Below are 26,647 nucleotides of genomic sequence, written 5' to 3' on the forward strand. Positions count from 1 at the left end.
CACATGTTTCAAGTTACCCCGATCGGATCCTGCCGCATCGCAACGCCGCTACGCCTGGCGCGCGAGCGCTACGGTTTCACACTAAATCGCAGCCGGAGCCTCGGCTTCTGCCATTCCTCGGGCGAGGCGGTTCAGACCGCACACTTTCTGCGAGGTGAGTTCGAGCCTCCCGCAGAGCTCTGGCCTTACATCGCCCGTGATGCCGACCGAAACGCCGTTCTGCAGACCACCCATGATCCGTCGGACATCTATATCGTCGAGATTTCGTCAGCCAAGAGGATCATGATCGACGACGTTCATGTCCAATACAATTACCTGACGAATGCCTTCCCGACCTTCTTCTCAAGCCGCAGCCGCAGCCGCCGCTTCTGGGACTTCGCGAAGACCGGCGATCAGGCAGAGATCGATGCTTATCTGTCTCAATGCCGCACTCCAGCGATGGATCGCGCTCTCCTCCGCCGCGTCCGTCTGTCCATGACCGACGAAGCGACACTGCGCGCAGACATGGCCAAACTGGCTGATCTTCTTCCGGATGTCCTCTTCATGACTCACGTCAACGCGCGCATGCCGGACGGGGAGCGGATCGGCAGCCGGTCTTCCCTGATCGACCTCATCCACAAGGTAGGAGAGGCCGACAACCACAAAGTCTTTGACCCAACCCTCTTGATGGAACGGCATGGTCAATCCGGCGCAATCGAGGATGAAAGCCGAGGGCTCGCGCATTTCACCGAAGACTTCAGCCACGCCTTAGCCGACACTTGGTTTGACCAGATCCTGTTCGAGAAACTCGACGACCGTGTTCGCCGAGAAGGGGAAGATGCGATCGACCAGGTCCTCGTTCCGCATATTGAGGCTATGATCGCAGTGGGCAACCTCAATGGGATCGATGCACGCCTCTCCGCCCTCTCGAGAGCCCTGCCCGATATGCCTGCGCTTCACGATCTGCGCTGCCAGCTGGCTTGCGCCGAAACCCGCGCCGACGAGGCGCTTGGGCTGCTGGCCGCGACCTTGCGTACAAGCCCAGAGGATGCCGAAGTCCTGTCCCGGCACGCACAATTGGCCCACTCCATGGATCGCTTCGCGGAAGCGTTGGAAAGTGAACGGCGCCTCGCAAAGCTCGGCAAACGGAGCGATGGCGGGTCGCTGGCCGACAAAGGTCAGGCAGCGATGGACAGAGGCGCGCAACGTGTCGCGCTTGGCTTCTTTCAACTAGCAATACAAGCAGATGCGCCGGATCAGCATGCCTTGCTCGGCACAGCGGGCATTCTGTTAAACGATCCGTCCCTTGTGAGATCGCTTTCAGCGAACGACATCGATATCCTCCTCAATCACCTCCCCGCAGGCAAAGCGATGGAGCTTGCGATCCGCAAAATCGCAGGGACCGATCTAGCAGATCTTCTCGACCGGGCGACGGAACTCGACCCAGTTCAACTCGACACCGTCTGCCGGTACCTTTCTGCGAAAGACAGACGGCAGCTTGCGGTCGAGTTCATACGTATCTGGCGCGAGGCACAGGATCGTCCGGCGCTCGAGGCTGCACCAGTCTGGTCACTCCTTGAAGAATGGCTGAGTGATGCATTGTCCGACGCTGATTTCGCCACAAGATCCGGCCTTTTGTCTGATCTCCTGGTCGCTCACCCTTTCTACGCCGATGCCCGCGTCGCGCTGCGCGGTCTGCGGCGCGAGGCCGCAGCTGAGGCAAAGGCACTCGCGGGATCGGGAGACCTGCAGGGTCTCGAGAGGCTCGAGGTTGCGCTCGCCACGCTACCACAGCCCCTGATTGACCTACCGCTTGCTCGGGCACGGATCCTCTTTACGAGGGAGCGCTACGCGGAGGCGATCGCGGTGGGTGAACCGGTGGCGGAAGCACGCCCGGAGAACCTGTCGCTATGGGCGATGCTGATGCGCGGCGCCTCCGAAATAGGCGACACCATCCGGACAGAACGTTTCGCCCGTCAAGTCCTCTTCCTCTGTGATGAAGACACATCGAGCCTGGCCCGTGAAGCCTCACTAAAACTCGCCGATGGCACCTTGGTGCCGCTAGCCGAGGCCGTCTGACCAGAATGCAGCTACTTTCGCGCCTTGTGCCTGACGATCCGGCGGCAGCTCCGTTGCCGCCGTCGGTCCTGACGGAGGCCGAGAGAGTTGTTGCTGCGATCCGGCGACCCGAAGAAGCGCAGACCGCGTTCGACCGTCTCCTCCCCGCGCTCAAGAGCTACAAGGCTGATCCGCGCCTTGTCCTTCAGGCGGCGATGCTGGTTGAAAAGCAGCGCAAGAGCGATGGGATGCTCGAGTTCTGGTCGGATCTCGCCCTGATGTTCCCAGGTGAGGTCCTGCCGCTACGGATGGCGATGCGCTGGCACCGACGGGCAAAGCGCAATGCCGAAGGTCTGCGAATGCTCCACGCCGCCACTCCAGACGCCCCCGCAGACCTGACGCAAGCTGAGACCCGCCTGATGGGCCTTAGCGAATTGCGCGCCTTCACCGCAATTGACGAGATGATGGTAGGGGTTCTCGCAACCTTTCCCGGCGCGCGCCCGATCCGAATGCGCTACATCCAATGCCTCGCTCAGCAGTCTCGTTACATCGAGGCTGATCGTATTGCAGCAGGTGTGGTTGATCGCGAAAAGCTCGGGGCAAGCTCGCGCGCCGTCCTCGATCTCATTGAAACCAAGGCACGAATACTGAGGCGCTGCGCGATTGATCGCGAGGATGAAATCCTCGGTAGCATAGTCAAACGACTCGCTGACAGCCCGGTCCGGCCCCTCGACCGGTCCCGCGTCGGGGCTGTCGCGTTCTTCACCGGCCAGCTCGGCACGGGCGGGGCAGAGCGTCAGATGACCCGCCTCGCCTCGTCCTTTCAGGCAATTCACGAAAGCGGCGGCCTCGCGAGCAGGCGCCGGATCATGTTGCCCCCTCAAGTCTGCGTGCGGCATGCGACCCCGGGAAGCGGTGACTTCTTCCTCCCGGTTCTGCGCCGTGCAGGCGTTGAAACCACGGTGCTCGCAGACATCGAATTGCCCAAGATCGACGGTATCGACGAGGGAGTGCGCGATCTGCTTTCTGTCATCCCCGAAGACCTTGCTGAACACACCGCAAAGCTCCTGCGCTGGTTCCGCGATAAAGAAATCGAGGTCGCCTATCTCTGGCAGGATGGCGGCGTCTTGTCCGCCGCCCTCGCCGCCCTTCTCGCCGGCGTCCCTCGGATCGTCACCTCCTTCCGCGGGCTGCCCCCCAACCTGCGCCCCGCGCTCCTCAGGCCGGAAATGCCAGCTCTCTACCGGGCTTTGGCATGCCTGCCCCACGTTACCTTCTCCTCCAACAGCGCCGCGACCGCCTGTGCCTACGAAGACTGGCTTGGCCTGCGCGAAGGACGAATCGCCGTCTTGCCGAATGCCATTCCACCAGTTCTTCCCGAAGGAAACCCGGCAGATGAAGAGTGGTGGGCGCGAACCCTTCACCGCTCGCCTGGCTGCTCGCGAACCGTTCTCGGCATCTTCCGCTTCGACGACAACAAGAGGCCGCTTCTTTGGGTGAACGCTGCAGCCGCCTATGCTGAGCAAGACCCCACGACCCGTTTCGTCCTCGTTGGCAGCGGACACGATTTCCCAACTTGCGCAGATCGGATCCGATCCCTCGGCATGGAGGACCGCATATTCCTCGCCGGACTGCGGCAGAACGTAGGCTTCTTCCTCCACCGCGCTGATCTCGTGATGCACCTCGCCCGGATGGAGGGCCTGCCCAACGTCCTGATCGAAGCCCAACTGGCCGGAGTTCCAGTACTTGCGACCCCCGCGGGCGGCACGGCAGAGGTGGTCGAGGACAGGCAAACGGGCCGTCTCCTGCCCTGCGCAGAAGCGCCGACGATCCCTGACATCGCTACGCTCCTCGCAGAAATGCTCGGCGATGCCGACGAGTTAACGCGAATGGGTGCCGAAGCCCGTAGACATTCGGAGCCGCGGTTCCTTATCGACAAGATTATCGATCGGACGGTCGATCTCTTCTTGGACGTAAAAGGATCCGCCTGACATGCGCACCGTTTTCATCACCGGCACCGCGGGATTTATCGGCTACCACCTGGCAGAACTGCTCCTGGCCGAAGGGTTCCGCGTCGCGGGCTATGACGGCATGACGGATTACTACGACGTCACGCTGAAACGGCGGCGTCATCAGAACCTGCTGCAGAACGAGGCCTTTACTGCGACCGAAGGGATGCTGGAGGACGAGGCACTTCTTAAAAAGGCCCTCGACGCCGCCGAGCCCGACATCATCATCCACCTCGCCGCTCAGGCAGGCGTCCGCTACAGCCTTGAAAATCCTCGTTCTTATATCGATGCTAACCTGATCGGCACCTTCAATGTCCTCGAAGAGGCCCGAGCCCGCAGTGTCGATCACCTTCTGATGGCCTCCACCTCTTCCGTCTATGGCGCGAATATCGAGATGCCGTTTACCGAGGACCAGAAGACTGATCATCCCCTGACGCTCTACTCCGCCACCAAGAAGGCGAACGAGGTGATGGCCCATGCCAACGCCCATCTCTGGAAGGTGCCGACGACAGTGTTCCGCTTTTTCACGGTCTACGGGCCGTGGGGGAGGCCGGACCTCGCCCTTTTCAAGTTCGTGCGCGCCGCCCTCGCGGGAGAGGCAATCGATATCTACAACCACGGCCAGATGTCGCGCGACTTCACCTACGTGACCGATCTTGTCCGCGCGATTCGCCTCTTGATCGACGTCGCCCCCGAAGAGCCGGCCGATCGCGACACGATCCCGGAAGGCGACACTCTCAGCCCCGTCGCGCCTTGGCGGGTCGTCAATATCGGCAACGGCCAGCAGATCCCGCTGATGGATTTCATCTCGGCCACCGAGGGCGCACTCGGCTTCGAAATGAAAAAGAACTTCATGGAGATGCAGAAAGGTGACGTGCCCAGCACTTGGGCGTCCTCCGACCTTCTCCACACGCTCACCGGCTTCCGCCCGAACATGCCCGTCGAAGACGGCGTCAGGCGGTTCGTCGACTGGTACCGATCCTATTACGATGTCTGACGCAGCACCGCTTTTCGCCGTAACCTATGCCGGCCGGGCTGACCGCATCGCCGCCCTCATGCTGCGCGAACGGCAGAGCCGCTTTGCCGCCAGTGCCATCGGCTACGTCTGGGCCTTCCTGACGCCCGTGACCTGGATCGCGCTCGTCGTCATCGTCTTCCACCTGCTCAACCGCTTCCCGCCGATCCATGTCGGTCCCGAGATCTTCGTCGCGACCGGCATCCTGCCCTACCTCGTCTTCCGCCAGACGATCACGTCCATGAGCCGGTCCGTCGTCAGCGCTCGGCACATGCTCTTTCTCAGACCGGTCTCGATGAACGAGATAATGCTCGCCTCTGCACTTCTCGATTTCATCAATATGGCCGTCGCCGCCATCGTGATCTTCGGCGCGATCACCTTCCTCTTCGACGCCCCGATGCCCGCCACCCCAGCGGGAGTGGCGCTCGCCATGGTCCTTGCCTGGTGCCTCGGCACCGGCTTTGGGCGCCTCGCCGCCGTTCTCGTCCTCGTGAGCGACAGTTTTTCAAGGTCGATCCCGATCCTGCTGCGCCCGCTCTTCTGGCTTTCCGGCATCTTCTACACCGCGGGCGAGCTCTCCGGAGCGCTGCAAACCGCGCTCTGGTTCAGCCCGACCTTCCACATCGTGGAGCTTCTGCGGGAAAGCTACTTCAACGGATACGCCTCCCCGATCTCGAACATCTGGTATCCGCTCGGAATCGCGGGCGGCCTCTGGCTGCTCTCCATCCCCGTCGAGCGGGTGATCACCGCGCGGACCGCATCAAGGTACCGGATATGATCGCCTTGCGGGATGTCACCCTCTGGCCGACAGGCGCAGCCCGGCCCGTCCTCTATCGTGCAAACGCGATCTTCGGCGACCGCCAAAGGATTGGCATCCTCGCGCCCGCCGCAAGCGGCAAAACCACGATAGCGCGCCTTCTTTGCGGGATAGAGCGGCCCGCCAGCGGGTCGGTCCTGTCAACCGGCCGCGTCTCCTGGCCGCTCGGCCATGCCGGGATGCTCCACCCGGAGCTGACGGCCGCCGATAACCTCCATCACCTCGCCCGGACGATCGGCGAAGACCCGGCGCACTATATCGCGTTCTGCCAGAGCTTCGCCGCCCTCGACCGCCCACTCTCCGCCCGGATGAAGTCCTTCTCCCCGGCCGAACGCGCCCGCCTCGCCTATGCCGCCTCGCTTGCGATCAGATGCGACACCTATATCGCCGACGAAACGATCACCGTGGGCGACGCCGAGACCCGCGCGAAAAGCGAGGCTCTCCTCCGCGGGCGCCTCGACCATGCAGGGCTGATCTTCCTCTCCCGGAACGCCAGGCAGCTCGATGCATGGTGCGATCATATTCTCCTCCTCACCGACGGAATGCTGCGCCCATGCCCGTCCGCCAAAGTCGCGCAAGCGGCCTGCGACCTTGCCGCGGAGCGCCGCCAAAACCGCAAGGACCCCGCCCATGTCTGAACCTGCCTTCGCCGCCCCGGAACCCGCTCAGGAGAACGAACGGATTCGCCTCTGGCGCGAGGAACGCGCCCGCATCGCCGACGAAGGTAAGAAGGAACGTCTTCTTCAGGCCGCGGAAGACCGTGCCCGTCAGCAGGCAGAGGAGGCCAAACGCCAACGTGCCGAAGCCGAGGCGCTTCTTCCCGACGAGGCCGACATCGCCCGCATCGCTGCCGATCTCGACCGGCGCCGCAGCCTACGCAAATCCCGGCTGCTTGCTCAATTCGCCACCTTCATCGTCCTGCCGGTCATCGCGGTCGTGACCTACCTCTCGACGATCGCCGTCCCGCTCTTTGAAGCAACCGCCGTCGTTGCCATCACCCGCGACGGCCAAAGGGCGGAACAAGGCGCGTTGGGTGCTTTCGGCATAGGCGGACGCGTCGCCCCCGCACCTGAACTCTACATGGCCCACGAATTCGTCCGGTCCGGGCAGATGATGGCTATCCTCGACGACAAGACCGGCCTCGTGGGCACGCTCAGTGGCCCAACCGTCGATCCCGTCTTCCGCCTGCGGGACATCCCAACTCTGAGCATCGACCGCGAAAGCGGTTTCCGCCGCTTCGTGGACGCGTCGATTGACGTCCAAAGCGGGCTCCTGACACTAAGCGTTCAGACACCCGATCCCATCCAGTCGACCGAGATCGCCCAACTGGCGCTCGAAGAAACCGCACAGCAGATCAACCGCCTGAATACCGATATCTATACGAAGCGTGTCGCGAGCGCCGAAGCGGCTGTGGATCAGGCGCGGCAATCCCTTGCCTCGGCCCATGCCGATCTCACCAAGCTGCAGCTCGAAACGCGGGAGGCCGACCCGCGACAGCGGATTGGTGGTGTCTATAGCCGCATCGAAGCGCTGGAAGCTGAGGCGGATCGTGTCCAAGCCGACCTTACAAGGGCGGAGATCGCGGGTCAGTCCGGCACCTATCGGACGGAACAGCTTGAGCAATTCCAGACACGCCTCCAATCGCAGATCAACGCGGAACGCCAGCTCCTCGTGGGTGGACCAGAGGCGTCCGATACCCCCCTGACGGCCCAGCTGATGCAGCATGAACGCACCGCATTGGAGGTTCGAATCGCGGAAGAGGCGTTGACCGAAGCCCAGCGCGCCCTCTCGGCCGCGCGGGAGGATGCAGCCTCAAACATGAGCGTCTTTCAGATCGTGGTGCCGCCGCAAAGCGCAGCGACACCAACCCACCCCAGCATTCCCGCAGCGGCTTTCCTGACCCTTCTTTTGGCACTCTGTGCCTTTGGTGCCATCAAGATGCTCCTTCCGCAGCGGAGGTTCTGATCAGATGACGATCTTCAGATCCCCTCCTGAGGTCTGGTAGACATCACCTGCCGACAGACCGCCCGACAGCGCCGTGACGTTGTCAGGATGGACAGGCAGGTTCTTTGCCTCGATCCGCCCCGATTTGCGGATGGTTAAAACGTTCTTGCGATTGCTCGACGACGTCCCTGCGCCCGCCTGAAAAACGATCGGATCGGCCTCCGCTGCCACATATTCCGAGAACATACCGACAGCAGTCGCCCCTTCATCCGCGACAGTATGCCCGCGCCCGGTGGCCAGCGTGTAGCGGGCGGAAAGGGTATTCTGGTATCCGAACCCCGCGAAGTAATCGGAGGTGTCATCGGCGACGACCGCCCGTCCTGCGACGATTCCGTAATTGGCAAGGTTTCCGGTCGCGCATTCATAGCCGGTCGCCACGGTATAGTTGCCATCTGCATAACACTGATAGCCCCAGCTGATCGCCCCGTTCGCTGCCGGCCCGTCCGCGGGGGTCGACGACGTCCAGCTGTCGCGCGATACCAGCGTGTCGAACGTGCAGAGTGCTGTCAAATCAGACGGCGAAAGCGGCCCGCTGCCCCGATTATAAAAGATCTGCGGCGCCGTCTCCGTCAGCGTCGCGTCCGCGATCCGGTAGTAGCCCGCCTGCCAGAGGCTCTCGCCCAGGAAATGCGTATAATCGCCCGATCCGGTCTCGGAATACTCCGTCTTCAGGCCGTTCGACGGCACAAAGACATTGCGGTTATCGACGTGGCTGCAAAGATATTGCAGCGCTCCACGCCACTCGTAGCGGTCATGAAGATCCGACGGCGCCATGTGATAGACCGGCGTATGATCGGTGCACCAGCTCTCGGCCCGGATCTGCGCATTGAAGATCTTCAGGTTGTCCCGGTGGGTCGCAAAATCGTCGGCGAAGTTCGCCTCCCCCTGGGCCATGATAATCTCGTCTACTACCGTCACACCGGCCGAGGCGAGCGGTTCGGATGCAAACGCCGCATCGACCTTCGCCTTGAGGCTGGCATATCGAGTCGAGGATACGCCGTTTGCAACCCAATCCTCTATGGGTGCTCCACCCCGCGCGTCGAAGATCACAAAGACTGGCCGCCCAGTATCGTCCGCGACGCGGTGCGCCCTGGCCAGAGCATAGTTGTTGTTTCCGCCGCTTCCATCGGGGTTCGCCCGGCTCCAGGGCGTCGCAGTCCGGTCGGACCCGCCCCAGGCACCAATCACCGGATCCCAGGTGCGCACCAGCGGCGAAGCGGGGTTCGGGCCATCGGGATTGGACCCTGCCGCGTTCGATTGCCCCGTCAGCACGATAACATACGGCCCCTCGATATGCCGCAGCCGGGATCCGCCCGTGGTGATCAGATCGGCCCATTCAGCCGCCCCGACGACCCTGTAAGCGGCACGCTCCCGCAACGCTTTCAGGATAGAACCTTCGGGCCGCGCCACGGGATCACCCCGCAGGGCGCCCACGGTCTCGAACTCCGCCGTTTGGGCTGACAGGTCGCCAACCCGATCGGCCAAGGTTCCGACCGCGATCCCGGCCGAGTTGTAGTTGCTGCTGCCCGCATCCGCGGTCATGAATCGCGTCAACGCCAGCGCATCGACCGCGGCATTGTCCAGGTCCTGTTGGGTCGCCATCACTCGGCCTCCAGATGTCGTAAGATTTGTGAATAGGTCAGCACCGGCGGCCGCGGCGCGACGGGTAGAACGGGGCTGCCCGGCAGAAAGACCAGTCGCCCAAGGCCGGCACCGATCATTACCAGCCCGCCACGATATCGGTGGCGCTTGTCCCGGTGGCCCAGACCCGGGCGGCGCGCAGGGGGTGCCAGCCAGCGGCCAGATTGCGCAGCGTCACGATCCGTCCACCGGTCAGCGTCACCCGCAGATCCCCGCCCCCGCCGACGAAAAGAACCCGCGATGCAAACGGCAGGTCGACATCATCAGCCGGCACGACAGCAGCCGCTTCCGAGATCGGGGCGGTCAGCCCCACAGAGTGGGTGGAAAAGAGATCCTTCATGGCCGAAGCCCTCCCTGAACGAATAAGGATGTTTCAGGAAAGGCATCTAAACCCCGGATCTGAACGGGAGGTGAGGCGCCCGAACGCTCACCCCCGGCGCGCGCAACGGTCAGCCCAGCCCGCCGACTTCCTCCAGCGTGGCGACGATCTCACCGACGCCGCCGCCCTGCCGCAAATTGGCGAACACAACAGGCCGGTCGGGCCGCATCCGGGCCGCATCGCGCCGCATCACGTCGAGCGACGCGCCGACATGGGGCGCAAGGTCGGTCTTGTTGATGACCAGCAGGTCCGAGCGTGTGATCGCCGGTCCGCCCTTCCGCGGGATCTCTTCCCCCGCCGCCACGTCGATCACGTAGACGGTGACATCCGCCAGCTCGGGCGAAAACGTCGCGCTCAGGTTATCGCCGCCGGATTCAATGAGGACGATATCAAGATCCGGAATCTCTTCCTGCAACTCCGCGATCGCAGCAAGGTTGATCGAGGCATCCTCGCGGATCGCCGTATGCGGGCACCCCCCGGTCTGCACGCCGCGGATCCGGTCGAGCGGCAGAACCTGCATCCGCATCAGCGCCTCAGCATCTTCGCGTGTGTAGATATCATTGGTCACGACGGCGACGGAAAATCGCTCGCGCCAGTGCCGGGCAAGCTCTGCCGTCAACGTTGTCTTGCCCGCCCCGACCGGCCCGCCGATGCCGATCCGCAAAGGTCCGTTTGCCGATGTCATGATCGAAAGATCCTCACCTCAAGGCTGTCCTGCCGCAAGCTCGCCAGATCCGCCCCGAACGTCGCCGTGCCGATCTCGTCGATCCCGCTCGCCAACGCTTCTCCGGCGACCGACACGCAGACGGGCCCCAACTCCGCGATGATCCTCTGCGCCTTCTCCTGCCCCAGCGGCATCAGCCGCTGACCTGCATGGACCAGAAGCGTCGTAAGCGATTGCAGAAATAGAACCACCACAGGCTCCAAAGGCAGGCCTCGCGCCCGAACCGCTTGACCAAATACGACCGGATAGGCGCCATCGGGCATCTCCATGTCGAACGATCCCCGCAAACAGCGCCCCAGCGCCGCGCCCATCTCCAGCGTCTCGCGCCGCCGCCCCGACGACACGGCAAGGGCTTCCGCCAGCTCCGACACGTCCTCGCCGCGCGCCGCAGCGCACAACAACACGGCATCCATCCGTCCGGCGCCGTATCTCAGGACGCCGTCGACCCAATCCTCGAGTGTGTCCGGGCAGACGTCTCCGCTTGATACGCCCGCCTCCAGCCCCTGACTGTAAGCGAACCCGCCCACCGGAAAGGCGGGCGACAGCCATTGCGACACACACAAAAGCTCTTCTGGCGCCAGCATCAGTGACTATGCCCGTGGGTCCGACCGTGGCCGTAGGCGCCGCCCTCGGGCTGAAACGGGGCCTCTACCTCTCGAACGTCCGCCTCCAATCGCTCCAACATGTCCTGCATGACGGGCTCTCGCTGAACCCGCAACGCGTCGGGCAAAACCTCGCAGGGGGCATGGCGGTTGCCGATATGCCAGGCCAGCCGGGGAAGGTCTCCGCGCACTTCGATCAGCGGCTCATCTGCCGCCTTCACGCCTACATACCGCCCATCGCCCAGGATCAACGCCTCTCCGGCAACCAGGGACCGGGCCTTCGGCAAATCCACCAGAAACGGCTGCCCATCATCCGTCGTCAGCCGCTTCCGCCGCAGGAACCGTTCATCATAGGTCAGCGTCACCTCGCCCATGGCCTGATCCCAGGACCCGCCCAAGGCGACATCAGACGCAATCGGCAACTCACTCATCGCCTGCCCCTCGCATTGCCACCGCAAAAGACCATCGGTTCAAAACAGGAAATACCGCTGCGCCATCGGCAGCTCCTCCGTCGGCGCGCAGGTCAGCAATTCCCCATCCGCGCGCACTTCGTAGGTCTCCGGGTCGACCTCGACCTTGGGCAGCGCGTCATTCAGCTTCAGATCAGCCTTCCCGATCCCCCGTGTGCCGACCACTGCGACAGTCTCTTTCGCAAGCCCCAGCCGATCCCCGATCCCCATGGCAGCGGCGCTCACGAACGTCACCGCCGACCGCTCCACCGCGCGCCCGAAAGCCCCGAACATCGGCCGCGTGTAGACCGGCTGCGGCGTCGGGATAGAGGCATTCGGATCGCCCATCTGCGCCGCGGCAATCGTGCCACCGATCAGCACCATCTCGGGCTTCACGCCAAAGAACGCGGGCGACCAAAGGCACAGATCCGCCCGTTTGCCTTCCTCGATCGACCCGATCTCGGTGGACATCCCATGCGCGATCGCCGGGTTGATCGTGTATTTCGCCACATACCGCCGGACCCGCAGGTTATCGTTCTCCCCGGTCTCGTCCGGCAGCCGCCCCCGCTGCACCTTCATCTTGTGCGCCGTCTGCCACGTCCGAATGATCACCTCGCCCACGCGCCCCATCGCCTGGCTGTCGGAAGCGATGATCGAGAACGCGCCCATATCGTGCAGAATATCCTCCGCCGCAATCGTCTCCTGCCGGATCCGACTTTCGGCGAATGCCACGTCCTCCGGCACCCGCTTGTCCAAGTGATGGCACACCATCAGCATATCCAGATGCTCGTCCACCGTGTTGACCGTGAAGGGCCGTGTCGGGTTGGTCGAGGAGGGAAGCACATGCGCCTCGCCGCAGATCTTGATGATATCCGGCGCGTGGCCGCCGCCCGCCCCCTCCGTATGGAAGGCGTGGATCGTGCGCCCCTTCATCGCTGCCACGGTGTTCTCCACGAAACCACTCTCGTTCAAAGTGTCGGTGTGGATCATGACCTGCACATCCATGTCGTCGGCCACCGACAGGCAGCAATCGATCGCCGCGGGCGTCGTGCCCCAATCCTCGTGCAGCTTCAGCGCGCAAGCCCCGGCCTCGACCATTTCGACCAAGGCGTCGGGCCGGGACGCATTCCCCTTGCCGGACAGGCCGAAATTCATCGGAAACGCATCCAGCGCCTGAAGCATCCGCCCGATGTGCCAGGATCCCGGTGTGCAGGTCGTCGCCAAGGTCCCGTGGGCCGGGCCCGTGCCACCGCCAAGCATGGTGGTGATCCCGGAGTAAAGCGCATCCTCGATCTGCTGCGGACAGATAAAGTGGATGTGGCTGTCGAACCCGCCCGCCGTCAGGATCTTACCTTCCCCGGCAATCGCCTCGGTCCCCGGACCGACGACGATATCGACGCCTGGCTGAGTATCCGGGTTGCCTGCCTTTCCGATCTTCACGATCCGGCCGTTCTTCAGCCCGACATCTGCCTTGTAGACCCCGGTCCAGTCGACAATCAGCGCATTGGTAATCACCGTGTCGACTGCACCCTCAGCCCGGGTCACCTGCGATTGCCCCATCCCATCACGGATGACCTTGCCACCGCCGAACTTCACCTCTTCGCCATAAGTGGTCAGATCCCGCTCCACCTCGATGAAGAGCTCCGTATCGGCCAGCCTGACACGGTCCCCGGTCGTCGGCCCGAACATGCCTGCGTAATCGCTCCGCGAAATCCTCACCGCCATCAGATCGCTCCTCTCCTCATCGCCGCCAGACCCCCCGCCTGGAAAGACGTTTCGAGTTCGCGCGTGTTGCCTTCCCCAAAGGCCGCATCGCGGCATCCATCACCTGATCCGGCCGCTTGCCGTGAAATGCGGCCGTGCCCGCGGCCATCGCCGCCTCGGTAAAGGCGGGAAGCTTTTCTTCTACCATCCGCCGCCGCTCCGTCGGCTTGACGGACCAAAGCCCCGCCATCCCCAGCGTCCGCATCGCAATGACCGACTGCGTTTCCGCTATCAGCATCCAGAACCGAACCGAAGTTCCGATAAGATCCGCAGGCGTTGCGTGTGTGCCCTTGCGCTGTCTCATAGATCCCCCATCACCTGACCGTTGAATCCAAAGATGCGCCGGGCGCCTCCAATCTCGATCAGCTGCACCTCGCGCCGCTGCCCGGGCTCGAACCGAACGGCGGTGCCCGCCGCGATATCCAGCCGCCGACCCCGCGCCGCCTCCCGATCGAACGCGAGGCCCGCATTGGCCTCGGCAAAATGGTAATGCGAGCCGACCTGCACCGGCCGGTCGCCCGTATTCGCGACCTCCAGCGTGATCGCCTCGCGGGCCTCGTTCAGCACGATGTCGCCCTCGGCAGTGATGACTTCCCCTGGGATCATGGTCACACCAGCGCCAGAATGCGCGCAGGCCCGCCAGAGCCGCCGCGATGCTTCGGTGCGCCCACGATCATGGTGGCCCCTGCCGCTGGCACCTGATCCAGCCCCGCCACGTTCTCGATCCCGTAGCGCCCAGCGGGCAGCCACGCGTAATGCGTCGCGAAATCCGCGCTCGGTCCGTGATCCAGCGACAGGGTATCGACGGCCATGACCGCCGCCTCCGTCTCCAGCAGCATCGCCGCCGCCTCGGGATGGAAGCCGGGGAAATGCAAGGCACCGGCCTCGTCCACGCCGCGATACTTATCCGACCCGACCTTCGCAGCCCAGCCCGACAGCATCGCAACGCAGGCCCGCGCGGGAATATCTCCGTTGGCCGAGATCCAGGAACTCAGATCGTCCGGCGTCACCTGCGCGTCCACATCCTCCGCGGCCTTCTCGCGGATATCGACAACGCAGAGCGGCACCACCAGATCCTCGGTCGGGATCTCGTCGACCGACGCCCCATCTGCCGAGAAATGCAGCGGCGCGTCGATATGCGTCCCCGTATGCTCGTCGATTGACAGATTGAACGAGTTGAAACCGTGTTCGGCGAAGTTGAACGCCTGATCGTAAGTGATCCCCGGCTCTCCGAAGAAGGTCGGGAAATCCTCACCATAGGTATGGGTCAGGTCGATGACCGACCCATGCGCCGCTGCCACCGCAGGCGCGGCCCCGACGGCAAGCGCAGCGGCCCCCGCCGCGCCACCCTTGAACAGATCCCGCCGCGAAAGCATCCGCGCCTTGACGCTCTCGATCACGCAATGATCACACATCTCGCATCTCTCCTATCGTATGGGCCGATGCACGGTGACAAGCTTCGTTCCGTCCGGAAACGTCGCCTCGACCTGCACTTCTTCGATCATTTCGGGCACGCCCGCCATGCACTGATCGGCGCGGATGACCTCGGCCCCGGCCTCCATCATGTCGGCGACCGACCGGCCATCGCGCGCCCCTTCAACGACGAAATCCGTGATCAGCGCGATCGCTTCGGGGTGGTTCAGCTTCACGCCCCGCTCCAGCCGCTTGCGCGCGACCTCCGCCGCCATCGAAATCAGCAGCTTGTCCTTCTCACGCGGGGTCAATTGCATCGCTAGAGCCTCCACACCTTCGGCACCGGTCGCCCGGTCAGTTTTTCGAGATAAGGCACCAGGACCTTGCGCAACGCAAATCCGTCTTCGGCAAGCACCCGCCCGAACAGGACGCCCGGCCGGATCAGGTTGACCGCACCGCCTTCCGGCGCCGGGATCCGCGCCAGTCCTTCGGCCTTCGGCGTCACCGCCAGCACTTGCGCAGCGGCGCCCGCGCCGCCTGCGATCACCGGCCGGTCCATCTGCGTGATCGCGTCGTCCAGCCGCACGGCATCGGCAAACACCAACGCTCCGTCCACGCGCACCCGCCACTGATCGCGAAACCGCAGTTTTTGCGGCACTTCGCCCATCGCCCGGCGCCCGAAGACCAGCGTCTCGACGGCGATCAGCGTCGCATCGGCGGACAAATCCACCTCGAACCGCCGGTCCAACGCCGATCCTTCGTAAAGGATTGTCTCCTGCGGCAGCCAATGCAGGCATCCATCGCCTGCGACCTCCAACCGGCTGACGGCCGTGGCAACTTGCCCGCCGATCGCCCGATAGGCCCGCTCTGCGGCTTGCGTGGTATATCGCACCGCCGCGCCATCGCCGACCGACAAGACCACCTCGAAACGGTCGCCCCCGGTCATTCCGCCAGCCGTGTTCAGCCCGACGATCTCTTCGGGGTCCGTGCCCCGCGGAAACAGCGCTTTGAAAGATCCTGACTGGCGCAAGTGCTCCAGCCCACCGGCCCCGAAGCGCACGGAAAGACCCCCCCGTGCCCGCGGCTGCGCGCTAATCGCTTGATCTTCGGTTGTCGCGTCCAGCACGTGCAGGCCTTCGGGGTCGTTCCTCGAACTCTAACCGGCCCTTCGGGCACTGCCCATCCCGCACCACACCGACACCCCCCTCGAACGGCGAGAACGCCCATCAAATAGGCAAGCGCAAACAAAAAGGGCGGGCGCCATCAGCGCCCGCCCAAATCGGATCAGGACGGATTATCCATCCTCAGCACAACATTCACCGCCCCCTTCACGGGCAGTTCCCAGTTAATCCGCAACTGATCGTTATTGCTGCCCGCGTTGATGTCGACGTGATGCCCGGGATAGACGGTCGTCCCGCCCGAGTTCTTCAACGCCCCGCGCGGCACCACCGACTCGCAGACCCGCGCGTTGCCGCCAAACGGCAAATACGGCGCCCCGTTCACCGTCCAGACTGACGCGGCCGAGGCCTCCTCGTGTCGCAGGCTAACCGGGTTGTAGACCGGCTCGTTGATCCCGTTGAAGGTATTCGCCGAGAAGACGACATTCACCATCCGGAAATAGTTCAGGTCCGCATAGGTCGTATCGACCCGCTCGATCCGGTCGATATTGCCGTTGAGCGTCCGGAACACGTTCCCGATCACGGCCAGGCCTTGGATGAAGTGCCCCTCGCCGTAGGGCTTGATTACCAGCCAGTTGAACCAGCTCGCCGCGTCATTGACGGTGAAGGTGTTCCCCGTGATCGTCATCCCCCCGAACGAAAACTGATTGTTGAAGTTCGGATTGGCCTCGTGCTCGTTGGTCCACTCGATGAAGTTGTTGTCGATGTAGTTCGCGGTGATCAGGCTCTTCACGTTCGGCGTCGTGAAAACGATCCCGCCGACGCGGACACCGTCCGTCTCGTCATCGCCGTTGAACCAATGATTGCCGGTGATCGTGTGCCCCGTGCCCGCCAGCACAGCGAAATGCCGGAACCGCACGGCGCGGCAATCACGGATCTTCACGTCGTTGGCGTTGACGTTCAGCACCAGCGTCGTCCGGTCCTGCACCCTCAGCGGCTGCTCGTTCGACAGGAACTGGCACTGATCGATCAGCAGGCCCTGGCAGGCCGACTGGATCGAGGTGATCCCGCGATCCTTCGGCTTGGTGATGAAACAGCCCGAGATCGACGACCCCACGCCCGTCCGCGCCAGCATGATGCCGCTCGCCCGGCCCTCGCACTGGAACTCGATCCCTTCCAGACCGAAAACGTTCAGCTGGTTGAACCCGCTGAAATCCAGCAAATATCGGAACCGCCGGAACGTGTAGACCTGCGTGCCCTCGGCATCGAACAGCGGCTGGCTCAGCGTCAGGCTCCGCTGGCCCACATTGACCGCCTGAACATAGACCTCGCGGCCCACGCCACTGCCCTCGACGAGCGAGCCAACCTCGATATTGGCGATGTTCTGGACGTTCGACAGCGTGGTCGCGTTCGACGTGCTGTAGCTCGCCTGCGACGTGACCTCACCAGCCTCCCAGTCCGGGCTTTCCAGCGCATGGAACTGCCCGTTCCGGATCACCCGCCGCACGGCGAACGTGTCGCGCGTCGCCACCGCCGCCTGCATATCCAACGGACGGGTCAGACCGATCCGCCGACCACCCAGATCGAGCGATTCATGGTCCGTAAAATGCAAGAGCGCCTGAAACGCCTTGGCAAAGGCCACTTCCTCGTCCTTGAAGGCGTCGACATAGGTCGGATAGTCGTAATTGTTCGTCAGGATGAACCGCGTCGTCGCCGCCATCGTCAGCCGCCCCCGGAACCGCACGAAGCTGCTCATGCTCAGGTTGCTACCGATGAAAAACGTCCCTTCGGGCACCAGCACCTCGCGCCCGTCGGCCGCGTTATCGGCCGCAACGAAGGCCGCGTGATCGTCGGTCACACCGTCCCCGACGGCGCCGTAATCGCGCACATCGACGGTCGACACCAGCTGGCTCAGAAACGCGCCAGAGATATCCTCGATCTCAAGATCGTCGACCCGGATCACCGCGCCATTGGCGCCCTGTATATCGATCCCTAGGTGGCCGTAGGCGACATCCCCGCTCCAGACCATGTGCACGCCGCCGCGATTCCCGGTCCCGATGATCGCCGACACCTCGACGACAGTGCCATAGCTCGTCAATTGCACCGCGGGCCCAAGTCGGGTGACGGTCGTCACTTCGCTGCCATCGGACCGCGCCGCATAGCCCGCGATCCGCACCGTCGGCAAAACGCCGGATACGGCCTTCACGCGGGCCGTAACCTTCAGATAGCAGCCCGGCAGGATCGGCGTCTGACCCATATAGCGCAGCCGCGTCGGCTCGTCGGCCTTGAAGATCTCCAGGCAGCCGCCGAAATCCTGATCCGCCGGCAAGAACGCCCCCGGTCCCGACCCGGCATAGGTGTCCGATCCCGGTGTGCCGTTCCCGCTCGACCAGACCTCAAGTCCGTCGGCGAAGGGTGGCGGCGTCAGCGCCAGCCCGTCGGTAATCGCCATGTTCATCCAGAAAACCCCTTTCTCGCGAGCAGCACCGCCGGGTCGTCCCGGCGTCGCGGTAGGGGTTAAGGACGAAACCTCAACAGAGGCTCACGCCACCGTCACGGTGCCCTTCGGCGCGCAACGGCTCAGGCGCCGATACCCGGCATCGGCAGGATCTGCACGCCGTTGATCTGCCAGCCCTCGGGCGTTTCGATCATCTGGTAGTCCAGCATCGTCAGCCCGCCCGACGCATCGCGGATCATGACCTTCTGCCAAAGCCGCCCGGCGATCTCGCGAAGTTCCAGATACCGGACTTCGTCGTTGTTCCAGACCATCGGATAACCCTGTTCGACCATCGTGCCGAACCGCTCGGGCGTCCCGAACATCCCCTTGATGTTGGGCGAGGCGAACTCGAATGCCGTGGCGGCATCGCGCGCTTTGAACGCGTCCATCTGGTTCTGGATCGTCTGGGAAATCGCCGCGCCATCCGCCGCATTCTGCCCGAACGCGGCACCCGCAAGGGTCAACCCCGCCACCAACACGAAAGGCTTCAACATCGCACATCTCCTCTCCGGCTACAGAGAGGATACGCGCCATGGCCCTGTCCGGTTCTATTTTATCAGATCACCCGCCAAGGCCGCATCGATCAGTGCGACCGTCTCCTCGACGCCGTAAAGCGCGATGAACCCGCCGAAGCGTGGCCCCTGGCTGGCCCCCAGCAGCACCTCGTAAAGCGCCGTGAACCAGGCCCGCAGCGGCTCGAACCCGTGCGCCTTGCCGACCGCAAAGACCATCGATTGCAACGCCTCCGCCTCGACCGGCCCGTCCCAGGCCGCCAGTCGCCCGCGCAGATCCTCCAGCGCCGCCCGCTCTGTCTCGTCGGGTGCGCGAAAGGCCCGCTCCGGCTTCACGAAGTCCTGGAAATACCGCACGGCAAAGCCCGCCGCCGCGTCCAGATCCGGATGGCTCTCGGGCGACGCCTCGGGCGCATAGCGCTGAATGAACCCCCAAAGCCGCTCCTTCTCCTCCGCCGCAGATACCGCGGCAAGGTTCAACAGCATCGCGAACGGCACGATCAGCGTGCTCTCCGGCACGTCCCCGCCATGGATGTGGTGCACGGGATTGGCCAGCTGCTGATCCAGCGCCTGGTCGGGATAGGCCCGCAGCTGCTGGTGATACTCGTCCACCGCCTTCGGGATCACGTCGAAATGCAGCCGCTTCGCCGTCCGCGGCTTCTGGAACATGAAATAGGCCAGGCTCTCGGCCGAAGCATAGGTCAGCCACTCGTCGATCGAGATGCCGTTCCCCTTGGATTTCGAGATCTTCTCGCCCTTATCATCCAGGAACAGCTCGTAGATGTAGTGCTCCGGCGCCCGCTCCCCCAGGATCCGGCAGATCCCGTCATAGACCGGTGAATTGGCCGCGTGATCCTTGCCATACATCTCGAAATCCACGCCCAGCGCGGCCCAACGCGCCCCGAAATCGGGCTTCCACTGCAGCTTCACATGGCCGCCAGTCACCGGCAGCGTCCATTCCCGCCCGTCCTCATCGTCGAACGTCACGGTGCCCGCGCCCGCATCGACGTTCTTCATCGGCACATACAGCACCCGCCCCGTGTCCGGATGGATCGGCAGAAAGATCGAATAGGTCTCGCGCCGCTCGTCCCGCAGCGTCTTCAGCATATGCGCCATCAACGGCTCATACCGCTCCGCACAGCGCAGCAGGATCTCGTCGAACTGCCCCGACGCGTAGAACTCCGTGGCCGAGATGAACTCGTACCCGAACCCGAACTGATCCAGAAACCGCCGCAACATCGCGTTGTTGTGGTGCCCGAAGCTCTCGAACTCCCCGAACGGGTCCGGCACCGACGTCAGCGGCTTTTGCAGATGCTCGCGCAAGGCGTCCTGCTGCGGCACGTTCTCCGGCACCTTCCGCATCCCGTCCATGTCGTCCGAGAAACAGATCAACCGCGTCGGGATATCGGAAATCGCCTCGAAGGCGCGGCGCACCATTGTCGTGCGCGCCACCTCTCCGAAGGTCCCGATATGCGGCAAACCGGACGGCCCGTATCCCGTCTCGAACAGCACATGCCCCTTCTCGGGCGCCCCCGCCTCATAGCGTTTGACGATCTTGCGCGCCTCCTCGAACGGCCACGCTTTCGAGCGCATTCCGGCTTCGCGCAATTCCGACATCGTCAAACCCTCTCATCGGCCCGCCATCCCGGGCGAACGGTCCCTATTGCGGGGCGCGCGCGGGGTCAATAAATGTCGCACGACAATCAAGAGGACGAGCCCGTGAACAATACCGCCGCCATGACCCCGCAAGACGCGCTTGCCGCGATGATGGTGGCCGTCTCAGCCTCGGACGAGACGATGCGGACGGCGGAGCTCCTCAAGATCACCAATATCGTCGAAACGCTGCCGGTCTTCGGCGGCTACGACCCCGACAAGCTGCGGCTCGTGTCCCAGATGGTTTTCGAGCTGTTCGAGCAGGAGGATGGCCTCGACGCCCTCTTCGGCCTGATCCGCGACGCGCTGCCAGAGAGGCTTTATGAGACTGCCTATGCGCTTGCCTGCGACGTTGCCGCCTCAGACGGTGTCATTGCCCAGTCCGAACTGCGCCTTCTGGAAGAAATGCGCTACGAGCTCAATCTCGACCGTCTCCATGCCGCCGCCATTGAAAGGGGCGCCCGGGCCCGTCATCTGACGATCTGACAAGGGAAAACAAAAAGGGCGGCCCGAGTGGCCGCCCCTTGTATATTCCAAAAACTTAGTTTTCGGCGTTTTCGGCAGTGTCGACATCATTGTCGGGGCTGTCTTCCGCCGGCCGTTCGATCTCGAGCGTCGGAACTTCGACGGTGGTCGTACCGGTCTCGATCTCGCCCGTATCGACGTCAAATTCCGGCGCCTGGCCACCCTCGACGGTCACATCCACATCGGGAAGCTGTGCTTCTTGGGTCTGATCCACGTCGACCAGAGCGACACCCAGATAAACTGCAACACCCACAACTACGACTGCAAGAATAGCCCATACGGCTTTCATTTTTTCTCTCCTTTCAGCGCGACGTCATTCGCCACAATCACCTGCAAGACGCGGCACTCGGCGGAAAAGTTCCAAAATAATTTTTCGCCGGAATTTCGGAACTTCCGCGATCGTCAATCCATTCACTGCTCACAACGTCATGCAATCTGACAGGAGAAATCCTATGGAATATGGTATTCTCGGCCTCATACATCTCGCGCTTATCATCTACGCGCTCTACAATATCTTGACTTCGGGTGCTTCGATGGGCGGCAAAGTGCTTTGGTCCCTCGGTGTGATCTTCTTCCCGATCGTCGGCTTCATCGTCTGGCTGATCGCGGGTCCACGCGGCAGCAGCGCGACTGTCTGACCGAATACCTCTAAGAGCTTTGAAAAAGGCGGCCTCGATGGCCGCCTTTTTCATGTCGCGTGCACGACGCCCCAGCGCTGCAGCAGCCGCTGCTGCAGATTGCGCGACCGCCGCGCCCAACTTTGGCCGCCCTCCGGCCGCTCCCGCTCCGCCCGCGACAGCCCCGCCCGGCGGCCCATATCCGCGGTGAAGATCGCAAACGTCAGATCCCGCCCATCCACCGCATCGCAGAACCCGGCGAGGGTGCTCACAAAATTCAGCGTACCCGTCTTGGCCTGCACCGCCACCGGATGGCCTTGGATGATATTTCGGTTCGCATCCCGCATCGGGATCGTCCGCAGAATCGGCCGCAACGCTCCGTCTGCACCCGATCCATTCAGGATCCGCACCATCTCAACCGCGCTCAGGGCCGAACCGTCCCCCAGCCCCGAATGGTCGACAAACCGCGACCCCACGCCATAACGTGCCGCCGCCCAGCGGGCCATCTCACGGCCCGATTGACGCAGGTCCGCCGGGATCGATCCTGCCGCCGCCGTCGCGGTCATCCCCACGACCTCTGCCGTCAGGTTGGTCGAATAGCGCAACATGTCCCGCAGGATGACCCGCAGCGCAGGTGACGTCCGCTCGGCCAGCACGGGGCCTTCGGGCCGCTCCGCCGCCTCGGCGATCGTCCCGCCGATTGTGATTCCTTGCCCGCGCAGAAGCACCCGGAACACCTCTCCGGCGTAGAGAACCGGTTTCCGCACCGGCAGCCAGCGGCTGCCGCTCGCACCCAGGGCCCCGCGCCGCACCGTCCAGAGATCCGCGCCCTCCCGGTCCTCGTAGGTGTAGACCGGCGTCCTGCGATCTACGATCTGCATCCGTGACATCGCAACCTCAGGCCGATACCGTTCGGTTCGGGCATCCATCGTGATATCGTAATCGGTCCCGTTGCGCTGCCACTGGAAATGCACCCGGTTGAAGTTCAGGTTCAGCCCCGAGACCGACGGCGAATAGCCCACATAGACGGGCTGCGACGGGTCGATCATCGCCACATAGGGCAGCGCCCCGGCCCAGATCACTAAATCGCCCGTGACCCGCCGGATGCCGCGGTCCTTCAGCGCCTCGGCGAAAAGTCCCAGATGATCGGTATTCATCACCGGATCGCCGCCGCCGATCAGCGCCAGATCACCGTCCAGCACGCCCTCGCGCACGGGCCCCGTCCCGATCACCTCCGTCCGAAACCTGTAGGACGGCCCCAGGCGCTCCAACGCATAGGCCGCCGTCACGGCCTTGAGCGCGCTCGCCGGCGGCAAAGGCTGATCCTCCTCCAGCGCTTCCAGGATCCGCCCTGTCCGCGCATCGGCCACGGCAAAGGCCACCACCCCGCTTAACCCCGCCTGATCGACCAGCGCCTGCGATTCCCGCCGCGCCCGCGGCCGCGCCAGCGCCGCCTGTTCGGCCAGCCGGGGATCGCGCGCCACCGGCCTGAGCGACCGCAAGGGCGCCTCCGCCCAGGCCGCACCCGCCGCCGCACCAGCCAGGCCCCCAAGCAGCCCCCGGCGCGTCCAGTCCGATCGGAAATACCCTGTCATCTCGCTACCTGTCTTCGCCCCAGCGTCGGAGAACCGCAACCACCATCGCGGCCTCCCATGCCCGAAACCGGGCAGCCTCGCGTAAAGTTCATGGCAAAGTGTGCCCGCCGCCTCTCCAGCGCCCCGCGGCGCGGATCTCCGAGGACGACACCTTCATCATCGGCAGGTTCTGAAACGCCCAGGCCGGCGCCTCCGCCCGGCCCAGCAACCGCGCTCGCTGCCCCCTCAGCCGCGCTTCCCGGTAGATCCGCGCCGCCGGCGACATCCGGGCCGAGATGCGCTCCTCCGGCCGGGCGAGCACACCCACCGGCACCGTCTCCATGATCCACCGCCAGCGCTCCCAGCGATGAAACCCGGCGAGGTTATCCGCCCCCATCAGCCACACGAACCGCACACCCGGGTAAAGCGCCATCAGCGCTTCAATCGTCTCGGCCGTGTACCGCGTACCCGTCCGCGCCTCGATATCGGTCACGGTCACCCGCGGATCGACCATCAGCCGCTCCGCTGCCGCCAGCCGCTCCGCTAGCGGCGCAGGTGCATTCGTCTTCAACGGATTTCCGGGGGACACCAGCCACCAGACGCGATCCAACCCGAAGAGCCGCAGCGCCGCGCGCGTGATATGCACATGCCCCCCGTGCGGCGGATCGAACGACCCGCCAAGCAGCCCCACCACCTGCCCCCGGCCCGCCCGCGGCAAGCTCGCCCGCATCATCGTCCATCCATCCCCAGCGCAACCCGGCACTGCCACCGATACCGCACTACTCCGGCCAAGACGAGCCGCTTAGCCCTCCGGCCACACGGCCTCCCCGGCCAGCACTGCTCCGGGAGCCACCACGGACGCATAAACACCGCCGTGCCCCCGCACCGCCGAATATCCGCCCCGACCCAGAACCTCCTCCATCCGGCTGCATGGCGGGCACGGCCCCCAGACCTCCAGAACGGCCGAGCCGACCACGACCCGCCGCCCCTTCAGCGCCAGAAGGTTCAGCCCCGACACCACGATGTTCCGCCGCAACAAGGCCGGATCGACCGCCTCTCTCCCCAGCAGAGCGCCGATCACCCCCAGATGTTCCGCCTGCACCAAGGTCACCGCCCGCTTCCCCGGCCGCCCATGATCTCCGGCCAACCCCGCGGCATCGATCTCAGCCCCTTCGACCACCCGCATGTCCTCCCGCCGCCCCGGCCGCACCCCGATCCAGTCGACCCGCCCGTTCCGCGCATGGCGCGCCATCATCTCCCTCAATTCCATCATCGGCCCTCTTGCCTCCCCTCTGCCCCGGCCAATAAGCTCGGCCCCAAGATGGACCGGATCGTGCGACAGACGGCCAAGACCGTCCGCGGCGGGGCTTCCCCGTCCGATATATCAGACCATGCACATCCGGCGCAGGGACGCGGCTCGGCTGCACCGAGTGCGGTCCCTGCCTGGCGAGGAGAGGGCACGCCCCGGTCCATCCCATGACCGACCCGCTCGCCCGCCGCATCGCCCCGCACCTCACCCGCGGCTCATGGGAGGAACGCGCCCTCGCCGACCGCCTCCGCAAGCTTCTCCCCCGCCGCCTCACACGCCGGGCCGATGCCCTGGCCGCCGACCTCCACGCGAGCCATCCCGGCGCCATCGCCCCGACAACGGAGGCCCTCGCCCAGACGCTCTCCCACCATCCGTCCTTCGCAACCATCCGCGGCCACGCCCGCAAGAACGGCCCACCGCCGCCCGAAATCTCTCCACCCCGCTTCGCCCCCCACCCGGCCTTCGCCAAATGCGCTCTTCCCGCGCTCGACACGACCGAGGCGCTGGGAGACTGGCTCGCCCTGTCGCCCGACCAGATCCTCCGCTTCACCGATCCCAGATGCCTGTCCGCCCGCACCGCCACCCCCTTCGCACCCCATTACCGCCACCACGTCATCCCCAAGTCGAATGGCCACCCGCGCCTGATCGAAGAGCCCAAACCGCTCCTCAAACGGCTCCAGCGCCGCCTCCTCCACGGCCTGCTCGACCACGTGCCGGCCCACCCGGCCAGCTACGGCTTCACCAAGGGCCGCAGCGCCATCGACGCCGCGGCCAGACATGCCGCCGAACCGATGCTCGTCGGCTTCGACCTCAAGGACTTCTTCCCCACCGTCACCCGCAGCCGCATCCTCGGCCTCTTCCACCATCTGGGCTATCCGGAGCCTGTCACCGAAGCCCTCGCCAACCTCACCACCGTCCTCACCCCCCGCGCCGTAATCGAAGCGCACGATCTCGACCCGCGCTTCGCCACCCGCCACCTGCCGCAAGGCGCCCCGACCTCGCCGGCACTCGCCAACCTCTGCGTCTTCCGCCTCGACCGCCGCCTCACCGGCCTCGCCCGCTCCCTCGGCGCCACCTACACCCGCTACGCCGACGACCTCACCTTCTCCGGCGACGCCACCATCGCCGCGCCCCTCCTCAAGGCCGTCCCTCACATCACCACCGCCGAAGGTTTCCGTCTCAACCTGGCCAAAACCCGGACTGCACCATCCCACCGCCGGCAGGTCACCACCGGCATCGTGGTCAACGCCCACCCCAACCTGCCCCGCCGCGACTACGACCGTCTCAAGGCCCAGATCCACCAGCTTGGTCCCGACACCGACCTCCCCGCCCTCGCCGGCCGCATCGCCTGGGCGCTCCGCTTGAACCCGGCCCGAGGCGAAAAGCTCGCAAAAGCCCTGGAGCGAAAGCTCCGGCCAACAGAAGCGCGACCCCGATGATCATCGTCCTGAACGGCTATCCCGGCACCGGCAAGCTCACCATCGGCCGCGAGCTCGCCGCTCTCCTGCACGGCCGCCTCCTGGACATCCACACCGTCTACAACGTCGCCTTCGCGCTCACCGAGTTCAAATCTCCCGAATTCCGGGACACCGTCGAAAAGGTCGAAGCCATCGCCCACGACCTGATCCTGAAACTGCCCCCGGATCAGCCCGTCATCCTGACGACCGTCCTCGCCGGCGACAGCGCCTGGGGCGCCGCGGAATGGCAGCGCATCGTAGACCTCGGCAAGGCCCGCCCGCCCTTCTGCGTCGTCCACATCCATTGCGACGAAAACGAAAACATCCGCCGCATCCAGTCGGAAGAGCGTGATCTCAAACGCAAACCCCGCGACCCGTCCTACGTGCTCAGAAACCACGCAGAGGCCAAACCCCTCCTCGGCGCAGACGAGGATCGCGTCCTCAACCTCGACACGACACATCTGACCGCCAGACAATCGGCATCGACGATCACCGACTGGCTCGATCAAAGCCCATTCTGAGTCCTCGACA

Annotated in this window: 28 protein-coding genes; 10 read left to right on the forward strand and 18 right to left on the reverse strand. The window is 64.4% G+C overall.

Features of this window, described 5'->3' with window-relative positions:
- Positions 1 to 3 precede the first annotated feature (3 nt).
- Genes AADZ90_RS15355 through AADZ90_RS15380 form a run of 6 tightly spaced genes read left to right on the forward strand, consistent with a single transcriptional unit; the run spans position 4 to position 7,843 of the window.
- Positions 4 to 2,058, forward strand: coding sequence for a hypothetical protein (locus tag AADZ90_RS15355; protein ID WP_367310647.1), 2,055 nt, complete (start codon positions 4 to 6; stop codon positions 2,056 to 2,058).
- A gap of 5 nt (positions 2,059 to 2,063) precedes the next feature.
- Positions 2,064 to 4,028, forward strand: coding sequence for a glycosyltransferase (locus AADZ90_RS15360; protein ID WP_411997054.1), 1,965 nt, complete (start codon positions 2,064 to 2,066; stop codon positions 4,026 to 4,028).
- A 1-nt stretch (position 4,029) separates the two neighbouring features.
- On the forward strand, positions 4,030 to 5,043 hold the full coding sequence (locus AADZ90_RS15365) for an NAD-dependent epimerase/dehydratase family protein (protein WP_367310645.1): 1,014 nt from the start codon (positions 4,030 to 4,032) through the stop codon (positions 5,041 to 5,043).
- Positions 5,036 to 5,839: an ABC transporter permease gene (locus AADZ90_RS15370; RefSeq protein WP_367310644.1), complete on the forward strand. Its 804-nt coding sequence runs from the start codon at positions 5,036 to 5,038 to the stop codon at positions 5,837 to 5,839. Before AADZ90_RS15365 ends, AADZ90_RS15370 begins: the two co-directional genes overlap by 8 nt.
- The gene (locus tag AADZ90_RS15375) at positions 5,836 to 6,516 is read left to right on the forward strand and encodes an ATP-binding cassette domain-containing protein (RefSeq protein ID WP_367310643.1); all 681 of its coding nucleotides are present in this window, start codon (positions 5,836 to 5,838) and stop codon (positions 6,514 to 6,516) included. The genes AADZ90_RS15370 and AADZ90_RS15375 overlap by 4 nt, the downstream gene beginning before the upstream one ends.
- Positions 6,509 to 7,843 carry a hypothetical protein gene (locus AADZ90_RS15380; protein ID WP_367310642.1) on the forward strand — a complete coding sequence of 445 codons (1,335 nt, stop codon included), beginning with the start codon at positions 6,509 to 6,511 and terminating at the stop codon, positions 7,841 to 7,843. The genes AADZ90_RS15375 and AADZ90_RS15380 overlap by 8 nt, the downstream gene beginning before the upstream one ends.
- On the opposite strand, the gene AADZ90_RS15385 is transcribed toward AADZ90_RS15380, so the two are convergent.
- From AADZ90_RS15385 to AADZ90_RS15450, 14 genes are all read right to left on the reverse strand, one after another.
- Positions 7,844 to 9,484 carry a hypothetical protein gene (locus AADZ90_RS15385; RefSeq protein WP_367310641.1) on the reverse strand — a complete coding sequence of 547 codons (1,641 nt, stop codon included), beginning with the start codon at positions 9,482 to 9,484 and terminating at the stop codon, positions 7,844 to 7,846. It lies immediately after the preceding gene.
- 118 nt (positions 9,485 to 9,602) lie between these two features.
- Complete coding sequence (locus AADZ90_RS15390; protein ID WP_367310640.1) at positions 9,603 to 9,863, reverse strand: spike base protein, RCAP_Rcc01079 family; 261 nt, start codon at positions 9,861 to 9,863, stop codon at positions 9,603 to 9,605.
- 109 nt (positions 9,864 to 9,972) lie between these two features.
- Complete coding sequence (gene ureG / locus AADZ90_RS15395; protein ID WP_367310639.1) at positions 9,973 to 10,587, reverse strand: urease accessory protein UreG; 615 nt, start codon at positions 10,585 to 10,587, stop codon at positions 9,973 to 9,975.
- The gene (locus AADZ90_RS15400) at positions 10,584 to 11,210 is read right to left on the reverse strand and encodes an urease accessory protein UreF (protein WP_367310638.1); all 627 of its coding nucleotides are present in this window, start codon (positions 11,208 to 11,210) and stop codon (positions 10,584 to 10,586) included. Before AADZ90_RS15400 ends, ureG begins: the two co-directional genes overlap by 4 nt.
- A complete protein-coding gene (locus tag AADZ90_RS15405) occupies positions 11,210 to 11,659 on the reverse strand; it encodes an urease accessory protein UreE (RefSeq protein ID WP_367310637.1) in 450 nt (149 codons plus the stop codon). Before AADZ90_RS15405 ends, AADZ90_RS15400 begins: the two co-directional genes overlap by 1 nt.
- Positions 11,660 to 11,698: 39 nt before the next feature.
- A complete protein-coding gene (ureC, locus tag AADZ90_RS15410; RefSeq protein WP_367310636.1) occupies positions 11,699 to 13,402 on the reverse strand; it encodes an urease subunit alpha in 1,704 nt (567 codons plus the stop codon).
- Positions 13,403 to 13,418: 16 nt separating this feature from the next.
- Positions 13,419 to 13,745 (reverse strand): antifreeze protein, encoded by a 327-nt coding sequence (locus AADZ90_RS15415; protein ID WP_367310635.1) that lies wholly within the window; start codon positions 13,743 to 13,745, stop codon positions 13,419 to 13,421.
- On the reverse strand, positions 13,742 to 14,047 hold the full coding sequence (locus AADZ90_RS15420; RefSeq protein ID WP_367310941.1) for an urease subunit beta: 306 nt from the start codon (positions 14,045 to 14,047) through the stop codon (positions 13,742 to 13,744). The genes AADZ90_RS15415 and AADZ90_RS15420 overlap by 4 nt, the downstream gene beginning before the upstream one ends.
- A gap of 2 nt (positions 14,048 to 14,049) precedes the next feature.
- Positions 14,050 to 14,856, reverse strand: coding sequence for a cyclase family protein (locus tag AADZ90_RS15425; protein WP_367310634.1), 807 nt, complete (start codon positions 14,854 to 14,856; stop codon positions 14,050 to 14,052).
- Between the two features lie 12 nt (positions 14,857 to 14,868).
- Positions 14,869 to 15,171: an urease subunit gamma gene (locus tag AADZ90_RS15430; RefSeq protein WP_367310633.1), complete on the reverse strand. Its 303-nt coding sequence runs from the start codon at positions 15,169 to 15,171 to the stop codon at positions 14,869 to 14,871.
- A gap of 2 nt (positions 15,172 to 15,173) precedes the next feature.
- Positions 15,174 to 15,914 carry an urease accessory protein UreD gene (locus AADZ90_RS15435; RefSeq protein ID WP_367310632.1) on the reverse strand — a complete coding sequence of 247 codons (741 nt, stop codon included), beginning with the start codon at positions 15,912 to 15,914 and terminating at the stop codon, positions 15,174 to 15,176.
- 224 nt (positions 15,915 to 16,138) lie between these two features.
- Positions 16,139 to 18,430 carry a glycosyl hydrolase family 28-related protein gene (locus AADZ90_RS15440; protein WP_367310631.1) on the reverse strand — a complete coding sequence of 764 codons (2,292 nt, stop codon included), beginning with the start codon at positions 18,428 to 18,430 and terminating at the stop codon, positions 16,139 to 16,141.
- Positions 18,431 to 18,552: 122 nt separating this feature from the next.
- Positions 18,553 to 18,963, reverse strand: coding sequence for a DUF4864 domain-containing protein (locus AADZ90_RS15445; protein ID WP_367310630.1), 411 nt, complete (start codon positions 18,961 to 18,963; stop codon positions 18,553 to 18,555).
- Between the two features lie 54 nt (positions 18,964 to 19,017).
- Positions 19,018 to 20,598, reverse strand: a complete 1,581-nt coding sequence (locus AADZ90_RS15450) for a lysine--tRNA ligase (protein WP_367310629.1) — start codon at positions 20,596 to 20,598, stop codon at positions 19,018 to 19,020.
- A 72-nt stretch (positions 20,599 to 20,670) separates the two neighbouring features.
- On the opposite strand from AADZ90_RS15450, the gene AADZ90_RS15455 reads away from it, so the two are divergent.
- On the forward strand, positions 20,671 to 21,120 hold the full coding sequence (locus AADZ90_RS15455; RefSeq protein WP_367310628.1) for a tellurite resistance TerB family protein: 450 nt from the start codon (positions 20,671 to 20,673) through the stop codon (positions 21,118 to 21,120).
- 55 nt (positions 21,121 to 21,175) lie between these two features.
- On the opposite strand, the gene AADZ90_RS15460 is transcribed toward AADZ90_RS15455, so the two are convergent.
- The gene (locus tag AADZ90_RS15460) at positions 21,176 to 21,448 is read right to left on the reverse strand and encodes a hypothetical protein (protein ID WP_367310627.1); all 273 of its coding nucleotides are present in this window, start codon (positions 21,446 to 21,448) and stop codon (positions 21,176 to 21,178) included.
- Positions 21,449 to 21,611: 163 nt separating this feature from the next.
- Here AADZ90_RS15460 and AADZ90_RS15465 point away from each other — a divergent pair, with 163 nt between their 5' ends.
- Positions 21,612 to 21,797, forward strand: a complete 186-nt coding sequence (locus tag AADZ90_RS15465; protein WP_367310626.1) for a PLD nuclease N-terminal domain-containing protein — start codon at positions 21,612 to 21,614, stop codon at positions 21,795 to 21,797.
- Positions 21,798 to 21,847: 50 nt separating this feature from the next.
- Here AADZ90_RS15465 and dacB read toward each other — a convergent pair whose 3' ends face one another.
- From dacB to AADZ90_RS15480, 3 genes are all read right to left on the reverse strand, one after another.
- On the reverse strand, positions 21,848 to 23,371 hold the full coding sequence (gene dacB / locus AADZ90_RS15470) for a D-alanyl-D-alanine carboxypeptidase/D-alanyl-D-alanine endopeptidase (protein WP_367310625.1): 1,524 nt from the start codon (positions 23,369 to 23,371) through the stop codon (positions 21,848 to 21,850).
- An 88-nt stretch (positions 23,372 to 23,459) separates the two neighbouring features.
- On the reverse strand, positions 23,460 to 24,083 hold the full coding sequence (locus AADZ90_RS15475) for a nicotinate-nucleotide adenylyltransferase (protein ID WP_367310624.1): 624 nt from the start codon (positions 24,081 to 24,083) through the stop codon (positions 23,460 to 23,462).
- Positions 24,084 to 24,152: 69 nt separating this feature from the next.
- A complete protein-coding gene (locus AADZ90_RS15480) occupies positions 24,153 to 24,623 on the reverse strand; it encodes an MOSC domain-containing protein (RefSeq protein WP_367310623.1) in 471 nt (156 codons plus the stop codon).
- Between the two features lie 203 nt (positions 24,624 to 24,826).
- Here AADZ90_RS15480 and AADZ90_RS15485 point away from each other — a divergent pair, with 203 nt between their 5' ends.
- Positions 24,827 to 26,098: a reverse transcriptase family protein gene (locus AADZ90_RS15485; protein WP_367310622.1), complete on the forward strand. Its 1,272-nt coding sequence runs from the start codon at positions 24,827 to 24,829 to the stop codon at positions 26,096 to 26,098.
- Positions 26,095 to 26,637, forward strand: a complete 543-nt coding sequence (locus tag AADZ90_RS15490; RefSeq protein WP_367310621.1) for an AAA family ATPase — start codon at positions 26,095 to 26,097, stop codon at positions 26,635 to 26,637. The genes AADZ90_RS15485 and AADZ90_RS15490 overlap by 4 nt, the downstream gene beginning before the upstream one ends.
- Positions 26,638 to 26,647 lie beyond the last annotated feature (10 nt).

This window comes from Aestuariibius violaceus, from assembly GCF_040779325.2.
GTDB classification, from domain to species: Bacteria; Pseudomonadota; Alphaproteobacteria; order Rhodobacterales; family Rhodobacteraceae; genus Aestuariibius; species Aestuariibius violaceus.

Excerpts from the sequence above, each read along its gene's own strand:
- AADZ90_RS15355 (WP_367310647.1), top strand. The coding sequence starts at position 4 with ATGTTTCAAGTTACCCCGATCGGATCCTGCCGCATCGCAACGCCGCTA.
- AADZ90_RS15360 (WP_411997054.1), top strand. The coding sequence starts at position 2,064 with ATGCAGCTACTTTCGCGCCTTGTGCCTGACGATCCGGCGGCAGCTCCG.
- AADZ90_RS15365 (WP_367310645.1), top strand. The coding sequence starts at position 4,030 with ATGCGCACCGTTTTCATCACCGGCACCGCGGGATTTATCGGCTACCAC.
- AADZ90_RS15370 (WP_367310644.1), top strand. The coding sequence starts at position 5,036 with ATGTCTGACGCAGCACCGCTTTTCGCCGTAACCTATGCCGGCCGGGCT.
- AADZ90_RS15375 (WP_367310643.1), top strand. The coding sequence starts at position 5,836 with ATGATCGCCTTGCGGGATGTCACCCTCTGGCCGACAGGCGCAGCCCGG.
- AADZ90_RS15380 (WP_367310642.1), top strand. The coding sequence starts at position 6,509 with ATGTCTGAACCTGCCTTCGCCGCCCCGGAACCCGCTCAGGAGAACGAA.
- AADZ90_RS15385 (WP_367310641.1), bottom strand. The coding sequence starts at position 9,484 with ATGGCGACCCAACAGGACCTGGACAATGCCGCGGTCGATGCGCTGGCG.
- AADZ90_RS15390 (WP_367310640.1), bottom strand. The coding sequence starts at position 9,863 with ATGAAGGATCTCTTTTCCACCCACTCTGTGGGGCTGACCGCCCCGATC.
- ureG (WP_367310639.1), bottom strand. The coding sequence starts at position 10,587 with ATGACATCGGCAAACGGACCTTTGCGGATCGGCATCGGCGGGCCGGTC.
- AADZ90_RS15400 (WP_367310638.1), bottom strand. The coding sequence starts at position 11,210 with ATGCTGGCGCCAGAAGAGCTTTTGTGTGTGTCGCAATGGCTGTCGCCC.
- AADZ90_RS15405 (WP_367310637.1), bottom strand. The coding sequence starts at position 11,659 with ATGAGTGAGTTGCCGATTGCGTCTGATGTCGCCTTGGGCGGGTCCTGG.
- ureC (WP_367310636.1), bottom strand. The coding sequence starts at position 13,402 with ATGGCGGTGAGGATTTCGCGGAGCGATTACGCAGGCATGTTCGGGCCG.
- AADZ90_RS15415 (WP_367310635.1), bottom strand. The coding sequence starts at position 13,745 with ATGAGACAGCGCAAGGGCACACACGCAACGCCTGCGGATCTTATCGGA.
- AADZ90_RS15420 (WP_367310941.1), bottom strand. The coding sequence starts at position 14,047 with ATGATCCCAGGGGAAGTCATCACTGCCGAGGGCGACATCGTGCTGAAC.
- AADZ90_RS15425 (WP_367310634.1), bottom strand. The coding sequence starts at position 14,856 with ATGTGTGATCATTGCGTGATCGAGAGCGTCAAGGCGCGGATGCTTTCG.
- AADZ90_RS15430 (WP_367310633.1), bottom strand. The coding sequence starts at position 15,171 with ATGCAATTGACCCCGCGTGAGAAGGACAAGCTGCTGATTTCGATGGCG.
- AADZ90_RS15440 (WP_367310631.1), bottom strand. The coding sequence starts at position 18,430 with ATGAACATGGCGATTACCGACGGGCTGGCGCTGACGCCGCCACCCTTC.
- AADZ90_RS15445 (WP_367310630.1), bottom strand. The coding sequence starts at position 18,963 with ATGTTGAAGCCTTTCGTGTTGGTGGCGGGGTTGACCCTTGCGGGTGCC.
- AADZ90_RS15450 (WP_367310629.1), bottom strand. The coding sequence starts at position 20,598 with ATGTCGGAATTGCGCGAAGCCGGAATGCGCTCGAAAGCGTGGCCGTTC.
- AADZ90_RS15455 (WP_367310628.1), top strand. The coding sequence starts at position 20,671 with ATGTCGCACGACAATCAAGAGGACGAGCCCGTGAACAATACCGCCGCC.
- AADZ90_RS15460 (WP_367310627.1), bottom strand. The coding sequence starts at position 21,448 with ATGAAAGCCGTATGGGCTATTCTTGCAGTCGTAGTTGTGGGTGTTGCA.
- AADZ90_RS15465 (WP_367310626.1), top strand. The coding sequence starts at position 21,612 with ATGGAATATGGTATTCTCGGCCTCATACATCTCGCGCTTATCATCTAC.
- dacB (WP_367310625.1), bottom strand. The coding sequence starts at position 23,371 with ATGACAGGGTATTTCCGATCGGACTGGACGCGCCGGGGGCTGCTTGGG.
- AADZ90_RS15475 (WP_367310624.1), bottom strand. The coding sequence starts at position 24,083 with ATGATGCGGGCGAGCTTGCCGCGGGCGGGCCGGGGGCAGGTGGTGGGG.
- AADZ90_RS15480 (WP_367310623.1), bottom strand. The coding sequence starts at position 24,623 with ATGATGGAATTGAGGGAGATGATGGCGCGCCATGCGCGGAACGGGCGG.
- AADZ90_RS15485 (WP_367310622.1), top strand. The coding sequence starts at position 24,827 with ATGACCGACCCGCTCGCCCGCCGCATCGCCCCGCACCTCACCCGCGGC.
- AADZ90_RS15490 (WP_367310621.1), top strand. The coding sequence starts at position 26,095 with ATGATCATCGTCCTGAACGGCTATCCCGGCACCGGCAAGCTCACCATC.